This is a genomic window from Actinoplanes sp. NBC_00393, from assembly GCF_036053395.1.
Lineage (GTDB): Bacteria > Actinomycetota > Actinomycetes > Mycobacteriales > Micromonosporaceae > Actinoplanes.
Window position 1 is genome coordinate 7,116,081 of sequence record NZ_CP107942.1, and the last position, 13,508, is coordinate 7,129,588.

Here is a 13,508-nt window from a genome sequence, read left to right on the forward strand (position 1 = left end):
TCATCCTGCTGGGAGCTGCGCACCCATCAAGCCGACGGAGACAGCCGCAGCTCCCAGCCGACCCGGGCAAACCGGACCTGTGACTCACCCGGCTGGGAGTTATGGCCGCCAGGAAGATCCACGAGGCCGGTTCCAGCGGCATCGCCAACGCCGGGCCCGTCTGCGACGTGGCGGGCCACCGGGCCTCCTGCGACGTGGCGGGCCACCGGGCCTCCTGCGACGTGGCGGGCCACCGGGCCTGCCTGCGACGTGGTGGGCGGAGCTCGACCCCGAGAGCCGGACGGGCCGGCTGACGCGGAGCGTCGTCTCCCGCTCGTCGAAGCAGCAGATGTCAGCCGAGGCGGGGAATCGTCGCCCGGCCCCGGTCGACGACGGTGAAGGCGGGGAAGCCGCCCTCGCCGGCCTCCTCGACCACGACATCCGGGTCGCCGGCCTTGGCGAAGGCGAAGAGGCCGGCCACCTCGACCAGCCGGCCGGACTTGTCCTCGGCGGCCGGGAAGGTGAAGACCTGGTCCCGGTCGCCGGCGTCACAGGCGGCGATCTTGAGCCGCAGCGCCTGGCTTTCCCCGGGCGAGTGCACCTTGAGACACCAGGCCTCCCCACCGGCCTGCATCTTCGCGGTCTTGATCAGGTACGTGTCGCCACCCACCCGCACCGGGGTCGGCACGAACAGGGCCTGGTCGTTCTCCCCCTCGGTGAGCTCGACGATCCCGGTGCCGGCGACGGTGAGCAGCGACTTGCCGCCGGTCCCGGCCAAGGCGAGGAGAACCTGACGCCCGCCGCGCAGCGGCACCGCGGTCCCCTCGGAGGCCGGCGCGGAAGCCTGCGCCGACGCGGAAGCAGGGGCCGAGGCCGGGGCAGCCGAGGCCGGGGCAGCCGAGGTCGGGGCAGCCGAGGCCGGGGCCGCCGTGGGCTGCCCGGTAGAGCCGGACGTGCAGGCCTGAGCGAACAGGACGAGGGCGCATCCACTGACGAGCGCGCCGATCCGGCCGGGTACTGACATGACGGTCCCCTTCGAGCAGTCGTGCCGGTGCGGCACGACGCCCATCCTTCCGAGTCCGGCTTTCAGCGAGAATCCCGGAAGAATGCCGATCACTCCGGCAGGTCGAGGACCTTGCGCAGATAGGGCAGATGCTCCGGCCCGGCCCACCGGTACGCCGACAGCCCCGCCGACCGCGCCCCCCGGACCACCCGGTCGTCGTCGTCCACGAACAGCACGTGCTTCGGCAGCTGCCCGACCGCCTGGCAGGCCTGCTCGAAGTACTCCGGCGCCGGCTTGTGCACCTTGAGCTCCCACGAGCTGACCACGAGATCCACCTCACCGGTCAGCCCGAGCGCGTCCAGATCGCCGCGGAGCCGGTCGGTGCCGTTGGTGGCGATCCCGACCGGACGGCCGCCGGCCCGCACCTCCCGGACGAACGCCAGCACCTCCGGGTCCACCTCACCCCGGTACGCCTGCCACTCGGCGACCGCCGCGACGGACTCCTCCGCGGAGAGCGGCAGCCGGTCGGCCACCAGCTTCATCCACTCGGCGTCGGTGATCTCACCGGCCATCGCGGGCCGGTAGATGTCCCACGACATCGCCGTCTCCAGGAACGAGGCCGGCTTGAGGCCGTACTTCACCTCGGTGGCGATCATCGGAGCCGGATCCCAGCGGCGGAGCACGCCGTCCAGGTCGATCAACAGGGCCCGGGCGCGGTCGCGCATCTCTGACTAGTCCTCCGAGTCGGAATGGCCTTCAGTCCGGTTTAGCGTGGTGGGTGGGGCGGTTGGATCGGGGTTCAGCCGCTGGCTGATCACCTGGGTGACGCCGGCGCGCATGGTCACGCCGTAGAGGGCGTCCGCGACCTCCATCGTGCGTTTCTGGTGCGTGATGATGAGCAGCTGGCTCTTCTCCCGCAACTGCTGGAAGAGGGTAATCAACCGGCCCAGGTTGACGTCGTCGAGGGCCGCCTCCACCTCGTCCATGATGTAGAACGGCGAGGGGCGGGCCCGGAAGATCGCGCAGAGCATGGCGACCGCGGTCAGCGAGCGCTCACCACCGGAGAGCAGCGACAGCCGCTTGATCTTCTTGCCCGGCGGGCGGGCCTCCACCTCGACGCCGGTGGTGAGCATGTCCTCCGGGTCGGTGAGCACCAGCCGGCCCTCGCCGCCCGGGAAGAGCACCTGGAAGACGGTCTGGAACTCGCGGGCGGTGTCCTCGAATGCCGACGTGAAGACCTCGAGGATCCGGTCGTCGACGTCCTTCACGACGGTGAGCAGGTCCCTACGGGTCGCCTTGAGGTCCTCGAGCTGGTCGGAGAGGAACTTGAAGCGCTCCTCCAGCGCGGCGAACTCCTCCAGGGCGAGCGGGTTGACCTTGCCGAGCAGGGTGAGGTCCCGCTCCGCCTTGTTGGCCCGCTTCTCCTGGGTGGCGCGGTGGAACGGCACCGGCTCCGGGACCGGTTTGCCGTCCTTCTCGGCCAGCGCCACGTCGGCCTGCGTCGGCGGGACCAGCTGGTCCGGGCCGTACTCGGTGATCAGCGTGTCGACGTCCAGCGAGAAGTCCTCGGCGGCCTTCGCCTCCAGCTGCTCGATCCGCATCCGTTGCTCGGCGCGGGCCATCTCGTCGCGGTGCACCTCGCTGGTGAGCCGCTCCAGCTCGACGCCGAGGCGCTTGGCGCTCGCGCGTACCTCCTGGAGCTCGGCCTCCCGCATGGTCCGCGCCTGCGCGATCTCGTCGCGGGCCTCGGCCGCGCCGGCCAGCGAGACCGCGACCCGCTGCAGCGCGGCAGCCGCACCGAGCGCGACCGCGCGGGCGATCTCGGCGCCCCGGGCGCGTGCGGCCCGGCGTGCCGCGGCCCGCTCGCGTGCCTGCCGCTCCGCGTTGGCCTGCCGCAGCAGCGAGTCGGCCCGGCCGGCGATCGAGGAGACCCGCTCCTCCGCGGTACGCACCGCGAGCCGGACCTCCATCTCGTTCTGCCGGGCCTGCGGGACCAGCGCGGCGAGCTGGTCGCGTTCCTCGGTGGACGGCTCCTCGTCGATCGGGGTGGCCTCGGCCAGCCGCAGCCGCTCCTCCAGCTCGTCGAGGCGCAGCAGGTCGGTCTCCCGGGCCGCCTCGGCCTTCTGCCGGGACGCGCCGAGCCGCTCGCTCTCCGCCTTCGCCGACCGGGCGGCGGCGCCCAGCTCGGCCAGGCGGCGGGCGGCCGCGTTGCGCTCCCCCTCGGCGGCCCGCTTGGCCTGGGCGGCCACGTTCACCGCCTGCTTGAGCTCGGCCACCTCGGCGCGGGCGGCGCCGAGCTGCTCCTTGACCTCGGCGATGGTCTCCTCGGCCGTGGCCCGCTTGGCCTTGGCCTCGTCGACCGCCGCCTGCACCTCGATGTAGCTGGTCGCCTTCGCCGAGCCACCGGCCGCCGCGTACGTGCCGAGCACGTCGCCCTCCGGGGTCACCGCCCGCAGCTCGCCGTTCTCCGCGACCAATCGAGCGGCCGCGGCCAGATCAGGAACCAGGACCACGTCACGCAGAGCGCGGTTCAGCGCGGGCCGGATCTGTTCCGGGCAGTCGACCACGTCGGGCGCCCAGACGGCGGCCTCCGGCAGCGCGGGGCGCAGGCTGTCCAGCGAGCCCTGCATGCCCGGCCGGGCAGGGGCGGCGACCACCAGGTCGGCCCGTCCGGCATCAGCGATCTTGAGCGTACGCATCGCCTCGATCGCCTCGTCGACACCGGTGAGAGCCACCGCGTCGGCGAGTCCGCCCAGTGCCGCCGCGAGCGCCACCTCGTACCCCGGCCGCACCGTCAGCATCGAGGCGAGACTGCCCAGCAGGCCCGGGACCTGCCCGGCCTTGGCCAGCAGCGCGCCCGCGCCGTCCTTGCGCCGCAGGCCCAGCGCGAGGGCCTCCTCCCGCGCCTTCCAGCTCGCCGCGTCCTTCTCGGCGGCCCGTTCGGCGTCGGAGAGCTCCCGCACCACGGCGGCGGCCCGGTCGTGCGCGGCGACCGCCTCGTCGTGCCGGGCGTCCAGGTCGGCGTTGTCCCGGTCCGCGTCCGAGGACTCGGCGGCGACCAGGTCGACCTCGGCCTGCGCCGCCTCGGCCCGCATCAGCGCGTCGGTGTGCGCCGCCGCCAGCCGCTCGATCTCCTCGTCCGCGCTGCTGGTCCGGGCGCGTGCCGCGTTCACGTTGCCGGCGAGTTTGGCGAGGCCCTCCCGCCGGTCCGCGATCGCCTTGGCGGCCGCCCGCAGCGCGCCCTCAGCCGCGGCCAGCTGGCGTTCCAGCTCCTGCCGGTGCTCCAGGGCCTCGGCCAGGCGCATCTGGTCCTCGGTGAGCGCCTCGCGCAGCTCCTCCTCCTGCTCGCGGACCCGTTCGGCCTCGGCCTCGAGCATCTCCGGGTCGCGGCCGGGACGCTCGTCGTCGGGAGTGGCGGCCAGGTGCCGCAGCCGCTCGGTGGCGAGCTGCTCGGTGGACCGGAACCGCTCCTGCAGGGTGGACAGTTTGTACCAGGTGTCCTGGGCGGCGGCCAGCAGTGGCGCGTCCTCGGCGTGCGCCGCCTCCAGCTCGGCCAGCCAGCGCTGGACCTCGCGGTTCTCCTCCTCCACCTGCTGGCGGCGCTCGCGCATCGCCGACTCGTCGGCGATCTCCTTGTCCAGCGTGGTGCGCAGGGTGTGCAGGTCGTCGGCGAGCAGCCGGAGCCGGGCGTCGCGCAGATCGGCCTGGATGCCGGCGGCCCGGCGGGCCACCTCGGCCTGCTTGCCGAGCGGCTTGAGCTGCCGCCGCAGCTCGGCGGTCAGGTCGGTCAGGCGATTCAGGTTCACCTGCATGGCGTCCAGCTTGCGGATCGCCTTTTCCTTGCGCTTGCGATGCTTGAGTACGCCCGCCGCCTCCTCGATGAAGGAACGGCGGTCCTCGGGCTTGGCGTGCAGCATCGCGTCGAGCCGGCCCTGGCCGACGATGATGTGCATCTCGCGGCCGATGCCGGAGTCGCTCAGCAGTTCCTGGATGTCGAGCAGGCGGCACGAGTTGCCGTTGATCTCGTACTCACTGGCGCCGTCCCGGAACATCCGGCGGGTGATCGACACCTCGGTGTAGTCGATCGGCAGGGCGCCGTCGTTGTTGTCGATCGTCAGCGTCACCTCGGCGCGGCCCAGCGGCGCACGGCCGGACGTGCCGGCGAAGATGACGTCCTCCATCTTGCCGCCGCGCAGAGCCTTGGCGCCCTGCTCGCCGAGAACCCAGGCGATGGCGTCGACGACGTTGGACTTGCCGGATCCGTTCGGGCCCACGACACAGGTGATGCCCGGCTCCAGCCGCAGCGTGGTAGCGGAGGCGAAGGACTTGAAGCCCTTGACCGTCAGGCTCTTGAGGTGCACGGATCTCCGAGGGTCGGCGGTGGTCTGCTGGAGGCAGGCTACCCGCAGGTGCTCGGCGGAGCGTGTACACGCCGCGCCCGGCGGGCCGTCCGGGCCGAGAAATCAGGCAAAAAAGCGGCGCGCCGCCACTGTTGTGGAGGCGCGCTTTTCTTTGTTGCGGTTTGCGTACTCAGGGGATCTTAACTGCGTTTGAGGGGATGTGAACGCCGGGTGATCACCCCGCTGTATCCACCGGCGTTCGATCGGAGCTCAGGTCAGTGCGGGCTCGGTCAGCCGCGCGAAATCGTCTGCCTCCGCGGCCGCCGCCGCGAGACGATCGTTCTCCGCCCGCAGGCGGGTGACCTCGAACTCCAGGCTCTGCACCCTGGAACGCAGTCGGGTGACCTCGTCGAGCAGGCGCCGGTCGGGCGCCGCACCTACGTGGCCGTAGAGGGCCTTCGCCATCGTGACTCCTTGTGACGCGCTGCGTCTCGTTGTTTTGCGTTGCCGGAAGGGCCGGCCAACGTGCGCCCAGTGGCGTACAAGCGCACCAGACACTCACGGGCACGCGTGAGCGCAGAATCCTGCCTGCGTAAGCAATCAGGTTTCTTTAGGTGCAGATGCTCAAGCCCTGAGTGGAACCGGGGCATGAGTGGGCGCGACTGGCGACACCTCCATAGTCCGCCGATCCCCACCCTCCGTCAAGCCGGGGCAGCACCGGCCGGCCCTCGGATTCCAGTGAATCACGCCACGAGCCGGGCTCAACTGGGCTTTCCCGCGTTCACCCGGTCTGTCGATCTCCAAGGCGCCTCTCGCGGCGGCCGGCCTGACGAACGTCGATAATTGCCCCTCCGCAGCTAACCCCTTTTCGGGCAAATTCGGGCAAACGTGGGCGACAAACCGGGTTAAATGGTACGCAAATGTGTCGCCTAGCCGACATGCTCCGGTGACTTGGGCCGGTTGTGTCGTTGCCTCCAGCGTGAATCCGACCCCGTCGCGTGAGCGCATCTGCCTGCTGACCGGCGGCGGGTACCCGTACCGGCGGGACGCGCTCGGTGGTTGGTGCCGGACCCTGGTCGAGGGCCTGCGCCGATTCCGCTTCGAGTTGCTGACCGTCACGGACCGCGAATTGCCGTCCGCGCCGGCGTACCCGCTCCCGTTCCACGTCGGCTCCGCGCGCGCTGTCGCGCTCGGCCGCGACCCGGCCCGGGCCGAACGACGGCGGGTCGCCGCCCCGGACGGCGCCGCCGAGGCCGCCGCACTGCTCTGCCGGGGACTGCTGGGCGACGAGGGGCCGGTCGCCGAGCAGTTCGCCACCGGGCTGCGCCGGATCGCCGAACTCTGCCTGCCCGCAGCGGAGAACCGAAGAAAACCCGTTGAACCCGGGCCGCCGGACCCATTGACCGGTGTGCCGCTCACCGACGCGCTTATCGAAGCGTGGCGGCAACGGCAGAACGAGATGACACCCGACCAGCCTCCGCTGCCCCGGCTCAGTGTGCGGGACGCGCGTACGGCGGCGACGCTGCTCCGGCACGCGCTGCGGGCGCTGGCGGTGCCGTTGCCGGAGGTGGAGCTGGTGCACTGCGTGGGCGGTACCACCCCGTTGCTGGCTGCGCTGGCCGGGCGGTGGCGGACCGGTACGCCGCTGCTGCTCACCGAGGCACGCGCGGCGGTGGCCCGGCAACGGCCCGCCGAGGACCGGCTGTCGGTGGGCGTACGGACGGTGCTGCGGCGATTCCGCACGTCGGTGGCCCGGACCGGGTACGCCGAGGCCGAGCTGATCGCCCCGCTGAGCACCTATCACCACGGCTGGGCCCTGGAGCACGGCGCCCGTCCGGCCCGGCTGGTCCAGGTGCCGGCCGGGGTGGACCCGCGGGAGTACCCGGGAGCCGTCGAGCCGAGCGCTTCACCGGCTGTGGTCTGGGCCGGCAGCGGCGGGCCGGACAGCGGGCTCGCCCTGATGCTGGAGGCGTTCACCGAAGTCGCGGCGGCGCTGCCGGGGGCGGTCCTGCACCTGGTCGGGGTCACCGCGACACACGAGGACCACTGCGCCGAACAGATCGAACGAACCGGGCTGGGCCGGGCGGTACGCCTGCACCCGCTGCCGGCCGACCCAAGGGACCGGTACACCGTCGGCCAGGTCGTGGCGCACGTGCCCGGACCGGCCGACCCGCCGTACCGGCTGGTGGAAGCCATGATGTCGGGCCGGGCGGTGGTGGGCGTCGACGTCGGGCCGGCCGGCGAGACGCTCGGCGACACCGGGGTGCTGGTCCCGGCGAACGATCCGCCGGAACTGGCCATCGCCATCGTCGACCTGCTGCGCGACCCGGCCCGGCGGCGCGCCCTCGGTGACGCGGCCCGGCAACGGGCGCTCAACCACTTCACCGTCGACCGGGTGGTCCGAGTGTACGGCGCCCTCTACACCGACCTGGCCGCGCCACCGCCGGCGCCGGCTTTCGAACTGCAGCTCACCGTTCCCGCACCCCGGACCACCGTGCCGGCGACCGTGCGATGGCTGACCCGGGAGACAGCATGACGATCACTCCCCCGCGCGGAACCGGCGGGACGACGACCCGGACCGCGCGCAACCGCAACCGGCGGCGCAACGCCGCCACCACCGAGCCGCGGCACGCCGCAGTCAACCAGGCCCCGGTACGCCGGCGCGCGCCCGGTGCGGGACGGCACTCGGCCGAGTTCGTGGTCGAGCTCGACGCCGACGTGGCGTTCCCGGCGCCGGTGGCGCTCGTCGAACCGCCGATGGAACAGGCGGAACGCGACGAGACCGGGTCGCCGGTGGAGGCCTGCGCCGAGCCGGTGGGGCCGGATACCTCTTGCGCGGGCGAACGAGCGGGTCGCGCGTACCGAAAATGGAAAGGAAGCCGGCGGAAGCCTGCCCGGCGTGCCTATCTGGGGCTTGCCCTCGTGCGGTGCCTGCTCTATCTCGGACCGCTCAGCGTCGCGGTGGCCGCCGCGGCGCCGCTCGGCCGGGTGGCCTGGCCGGTGCCCGCGGTGATGTTGCTGCTCGGCTGGACCGCCGCGCAAGGCCTGACCAGCGTCGGGGTGACCGTGGCCCGCCGGTGCGGGCCGACCGCAGCGGCCCGGCTGGTGGGCGCGGGCTTCGCGGCGGTGACCGGACTGTGGTGCGCGCTGGTGTGGATCGCGCCGGACGCGCTGCTCGGGCCGGACCGTGCGCTGGCCGCGACGGTCGGGATCGGTGGGCTGCTGACCCTCGGCTCGGTGACCGCCGCCCTGGTCAGCCGCTCGGAAGCCGCGGTGGCCGCCTGGTTCGTGCCGTGCTGGGTGCTCGCCGGCGCCGCGGTGGCCGGCGCCGCACCTCTGGTGGCGACGCTGCTGCCGGCCGCGATCGTGGCGGTTTCGGTACGCGCGTTCCGTCCCGCCGTGGTCCCGTCCCGGTTCGAGCGGGCCGCCGGGCTCACCGCCGCCGAACGTCGCCGCGGAGCCGCCTACCTGGTGATCGGCGCGTCCCAGGCGGTCTGCGTGGCACTGCTGTGGCGCGCCGGGCCGGCCGTCACCCCGCTGCCCGCCGCCCTGCCGTTGCTGCTCGCCGTCCCGCTGCTCGAAGCGCTGATCGGCTGGCACACCGACCGGCTCGACGCCGGCCTGGACTCGGCGGAAACACCCGCCGAGTTCGACCGGCACGTCCGCAACGTCACCGTCATCACGCTGGCCGGCCTGCTGCCGCCGCTGGCCGCCGGCGCCGGGCTCGCCCTGGCCGCCTTCCAGCTGCCCTACGGCCTGTCCACCCTGCCCGGCGCCCGGGACGCGGTGCTGGCCCTGGCCGCCGGAACCCTGCTCGGCGGTGTCTTCGCCGTCACGTTCCTGCTCGCCGCCCGATCCCGGGCCATCGTCGCCGCGGCCCTGGCGGCAATCCCGCCGTTCGCCGCCGCCGTACTCGCCCTCTTCCCCTCACCCGCCGGCCCCTTGCCCGCCGCCGTAGCCGTACTGGCCGCGACGCACCTGACCGGCCTGCTCATCGTCGCCCTGACCGCCGCCGACCTCCGGAGGACGCCGTGAAGACCCTGTTCCCCCCGTACGCCTACCCGTCGCCCGAGCTGGAACTCGACGCCGAAACCTGGATCATCCGCGAACAGCCGGGAGACCGCCGCAGCCTGCACCAGTCGCTCGGCCGCATCGATTTGGACTGGGGCAGCCGATCACTCGCCGACGTGCTCGCCGACGTGGACGCCTGGCGGGCTGACGGCGTGGAAGGGCTGTTCCTGGACCGCGCCCCGGCCGGATCCGGCGGGGTCGGGCCGGTGGCGCTCACGGTCCGGCTCGCTGCCCGCCGAGGGCTGCACCGGGTGGTGCTCAACCCGGGCGTGCCGACGCATCCGCTCTACCGGGATCTCGGGGTGCGGATCTGCACGTTCGAAGGGCCGTGGGAGGCGTACCAGAGCTGGGACGGTGACGGCTGCCGGCCCGGGGACGGGCACATCGTGCATGGCGTGCCCACCACGCTGCTCACGGCCGCCCGGCGCTTGATGGGGCGGCGAGGGGCGGGGTTCGGGCTGGCTACGGACGCCAGCCCGCATCTGACCTCGGCTGGGGCTCATCGGGCGGATTAGGGTCCTTTTCGGTACGGCTTTTCGCCGTTCCGCCTTTGTTTGATTGTTTTGTGGGTGCCGCGCGGGCTGGGCGGTCGTGCCGGGTCATAGCGCGACCGCCGGGCTCACGCAGCCACTCACCCAGGCCAACCTCTTAGAACGCCGGCCTCCAAGCGCCGCTCCCGCGCAGCTGGCACCCCTCACCCCAGCTCCCCTCACCACCCATCCACCCACCCCAGCCGACCACCCACCCCAGCCGTCGCCCACGCCGGCAACAGCGCCCCCAGTCGGCTCGCCCCGGCCAGCTCACTCACCCCAGCTGGCACTCACGCAGGTAACGGCACTCCTATTCGGTATCCCCGCGCCAGCTCGCAGCCTCAATGCCAGCTCGAGTTGATCTTCGGATAAGTAGCGCATGGCTACGCAGGCACCAGTCCGCGAGTGCACGGCCCAGCAGGTCATCACCGAAAGGGCACTCGCGACCGCCGCCGCACAGCCACCAGCCACCAGCCACCAGCCACCAGCCACCAGCCACCAGCCACCAGCCACCAGCATGATCCACTTCGGCCCGGCGCATCGCAGCCTGCCCAGCCGGCGCTCAGACATGGAATAGCGGCCGGATTACCTGCGTGACCGCCAGCTCAGCCCAGCCAGCCGCCGCTCAGACACGGAACAGCAGCCCCATTACCCGCGTGACCGCCAGCTCAGCCCAGCCAGCCGCCGCTCAGACACGGAACAGCAGCCCCATTACCCGCGTGACCGCCAGCTCAGCCCAGCCAGCCGCCGCTCAGACACGGAACAGCAGCCCCATTACCCGCGTGACCGCCAGCTCAGCCCAGCCAGCCGCCGCTCAGACACGGAACAGCAGCCCCATTACCCGCGCGACCGCCAGCTCAGCCCAGCCAGCCGCCGCTCAGACACGGAACAGCAGCCCCATTACCCGCGCGACCGCCAGCTCAGCCCAGCCAGCCGCCGCTCAGACACGGAACAGCCGGCGGCGATACCTGCGTGAGCTACGGCTGGGCAGGTGTGGGGGGGTGGCGCTACTCGTCGGCGGGCTGGTGGGCGTCGGGGATGCGGCCGTCAGTGGGCACCCCGGCGTGACCGGGGCACCCGGCCTGACGGGGCACCCGGCCTGAACAGGGCACCCGACCTGAACAGGGCACCCGGCGTGACCGGGGCAACCGGCGTGAGTGGGGCAACCGGCGTGAGTGGGGCACCGAGCGCCAGGGACGGGCGAGCCGGGCCTTGGGTCCGCATCAGCCAGGCCGGGGCGCTGAGGTCGAGGCTCGCCACGGGCCGCATCAGCCCGGCGGCGGCGTTGGGGGTCCGCGCCGGGCATCAGACCCCGCGCGGGCGTTGGGGGCCCGCGCCGGGCCTCGGAACCCGCGCGGGCGTTGGGGGTTGGCGCCAGGCCTCGGAACCCGCGCGGGCGTTGCGGTTCGTGCCGCCCTCGGGTCCGGTGGGGGCGTTGGGGCCGGGGCGGGCATCAGCCCGGCGGCGGCGCTGGGGCCTGGAGTGGCTGCTCAGGTCGCGAGGGTGGGGCGGGACTGGGGTAGGCGTACGCCGAAGGGTTCAGATTTTGGTTCTGGGGCGCGACTGGCAGCGTGGGCAGCTGAACGAGGAGCGGTTCATGAACTGTTCGCGGCGGATGGGCGCGCCGCAGCGGGAGCACGGCTCGTTCTCGCGGCCGTAGGCGTTGAGGGAACGGTCGAAGTAGCCGCTGTCGCCGTTCACGTCGACGTAGAGCTCGTCGAAGCTGGTGCCGCCGGCGGTGATGGCTTCGCCGAGTACGTCGCGGACGTGGGCCAGCAGGCGCTTGACCGCGGGGCGGGTCAGCTGGTCGGTGGGGCGGGCGCCGTGGAGTTTGGCTCGCCACAGGGCCTCGTCGGCGTAGATGTTGCCTACGCCGGAGATCAGGGTCTGGTCCAGCAGGGCGCGCTTGATCTCGGTGTGCCGGCCGCGCAGGCGGGCCACGAAGGCCTCGTCGTCGAAGAACGGGTCCATCGGGTCGCGGGCGATGTGGGAGATCTCGTCGGGGAGTTCGGCGCCGCCTTCGGAGACCGAGAGGCCGCCGAACGTGCGCTGGTCGACGAAGCGCAGCTGCGGGCCGCCGTCGGTGAAGGTGAAGCGGACGCGCAGGTGTTTCTCGTCGGCGGCCTCGGCGGGCTGCATCAGCAGCTGGCCGCTCATGCCGAGATGGCCGATGAGCGCGTCGCCGGAGTCGAGGGGCAGCCACAGGTATTTGCCGCGGCGGGAGATGTCGAGAACGGTGCGGCCGGTCAGCATCGCGATGAAGTGCGCGTCGCCGGGCAGGTGGCGGCGGATGGCCCGGGGGTGGTGCACCTCGACGGTGGCGATGGTGCGGCCGGCCACCCACTTGGCCAGGCCCTGGCGGACGGTCTCGACCTCGGGAAGCTCGGGCAAAGCGGGGGTCCTTTACAGCGTGTAGGGCCAGACGGTGACCAGGTAGGCGCCGTACCAGAGGCCGAACAGCGCCCACGCGACGATCGACAGGACCGCGACCCGGGGGCGGGCGCGGGCGGCGGCCACGACGGCCGGCAGCAGCGTCAACAGTACGGGGAGCAGCAGCCGCGGTTTGGAGTGGTAGAAACCGGCCTGGCCGTAGACCAGGATCATCGCGACCACACCGTAGACGGCCAGCGGCAGCCACGGCTTCTGGGCCAGCGCCACCCCGGCCGCGGCCAGCGCCACCAGCAGGATCAGCGCCACGCTCATCGGGACCCAGCCGTCGCCCGTACGCAAGGTGGTCTTCAGGAAGTTGAAGGTGCTGACGCCGTAGTCGAACGACGTGCCCCAGCCCGCTGTCTGGATCTTGAACCAGGCGCTCAGGTCGCCCACCCGCCAGGCCACCCAACCCAGGTAGAGCGGCACGCCGGCGCCGGCTGCGGCGGCCGCGGCGAGCGGTGCCAGCTTTCGCCCGCCGGGTTCGCGGATCGCGATCAGCGCGGCCACGGCGAGGCCGAGCGCGGCCGCGGCGCCGGTCGGGCGGCTCAGCGCGGTCGCCAGGCCGAGCAGGCCGGCCGCCCACCACACCTTCCGGTGCGCGGCCACGAAAGTGCCGGCCACCAGGGCCAGGAAGATGCTTTCCGAGTACGCCATGGACAGCACCACGGAAGCCGGTGCGGAACAGCAGATGGCCACCAGGGCCCAGCCGGCCTTCTTGCCGTACAGGCTGGTGCCGAGCAGGTGCAGCGCGATCGCGGCGCCGACAGAGGCGATCCAGGCGACGCCCAGCGCGGCCGTTCCCGGGTCGATCCCGATCGCCGCGCCGGCCCGGATCAGTATCGGGTAGACCGGGAAGAAGGCCAGCTCGTTGCCCTGCAGGGTGCCGTTGGCGTCGTACGTGTACCCCTCCGGGTACCCGTCCATCGCCACCCGCAGGAACCAGCCGGCATCCCAGATCAGCAACCGTTCCCGGATGGTCCGCGGCTCCTGGGTGGCCCCGCCGAGCCACCAGATCATCAGCAGCTGACCGGCCCGGGTCAGGGCCAGGATGCCGATCGCGGTGAGCACACCCCGCCAGGCGCCTGCGGCATCCCAGAGCCTCGGGGTCTGCGCGGTCCCGGCCTCGGGCTCATCCACAACCTTCGCTCCATC

General features: G+C 72.7%; 9 protein-coding genes. 3 read left to right on the plus strand and 6 right to left on the minus strand.

All coding sequences use genetic code 11. The features are described from left to right. Positions 1 to 331: 331 nt before the first annotated feature. From OHA21_RS32880 to OHA21_RS32895, 4 genes are all read right to left on the minus strand, one after another. On the minus strand, positions 332 to 1,003 hold the full coding sequence (locus OHA21_RS32880) for a hypothetical protein (RefSeq protein ID WP_328461566.1): 672 nt from the start codon (positions 1,001 to 1,003) through the stop codon (positions 332 to 334). 89 nt (positions 1,004 to 1,092) lie between these two features. Continuing rightward, positions 1,093 to 1,707: an HAD family hydrolase gene (locus OHA21_RS32885; protein WP_328461568.1), complete on the minus strand. Its 615-nt coding sequence runs from the start codon at positions 1,705 to 1,707 to the stop codon at positions 1,093 to 1,095. Between the two features lie 6 nt (positions 1,708 to 1,713). After that, positions 1,714 to 5,343 (minus strand): chromosome segregation protein SMC, encoded by a 3,630-nt coding sequence (smc, locus tag OHA21_RS32890; protein WP_328461570.1) that lies wholly within the window; start codon positions 5,341 to 5,343, stop codon positions 1,714 to 1,716. Positions 5,344 to 5,592: 249 nt separating this feature from the next. Next, complete coding sequence (locus OHA21_RS32895; RefSeq protein ID WP_014447165.1) at positions 5,593 to 5,787, minus strand: hypothetical protein; 195 nt, start codon at positions 5,785 to 5,787, stop codon at positions 5,593 to 5,595. 514 nt (positions 5,788 to 6,301) lie between these two features. Between OHA21_RS32895 and OHA21_RS32900 the strand changes: the two genes are divergently transcribed. From OHA21_RS32900 to OHA21_RS32910, 3 genes are read left to right on the plus strand one after another with little or no spacing between them, the layout of a single operon-like run. After that, positions 6,302 to 7,858, plus strand: coding sequence for a DUF3492 domain-containing protein (locus OHA21_RS32900; protein WP_328461573.1), 1,557 nt, complete (start codon positions 6,302 to 6,304; stop codon positions 7,856 to 7,858). Continuing rightward, positions 7,855 to 9,357 carry a hypothetical protein gene (locus OHA21_RS32905; protein ID WP_328461575.1) on the plus strand — a complete coding sequence of 501 codons (1,503 nt, stop codon included), beginning with the start codon at positions 7,855 to 7,857 and terminating at the stop codon, positions 9,355 to 9,357. The genes OHA21_RS32900 and OHA21_RS32905 overlap by 4 nt, the downstream gene beginning before the upstream one ends. Then, entirely contained in the window at positions 9,354 to 9,908 is a 555-nt protein-coding gene (locus OHA21_RS32910) for a spherulation-specific family 4 protein (protein ID WP_328461577.1), read from the plus strand. Before OHA21_RS32905 ends, OHA21_RS32910 begins: the two co-directional genes overlap by 4 nt. Positions 9,909 to 11,462: 1,554 nt before the next feature. Here OHA21_RS32910 and mutM read toward each other — a convergent pair. Together mutM and OHA21_RS32920 are read right to left on the minus strand one after the other, a co-directional pair. Beyond that, positions 11,463 to 12,314, minus strand: a complete 852-nt coding sequence (mutM, locus tag OHA21_RS32915; protein ID WP_328461579.1) for a bifunctional DNA-formamidopyrimidine glycosylase/DNA-(apurinic or apyrimidinic site) lyase — start codon at positions 12,312 to 12,314, stop codon at positions 11,463 to 11,465. Positions 12,315 to 12,326: 12 nt separating this feature from the next. Continuing rightward, a complete protein-coding gene (locus tag OHA21_RS32920) occupies positions 12,327 to 13,493 on the minus strand; it encodes a hypothetical protein (RefSeq protein WP_328461581.1) in 1,167 nt (388 codons plus the stop codon). Positions 13,494 to 13,508 lie beyond the last annotated feature (15 nt).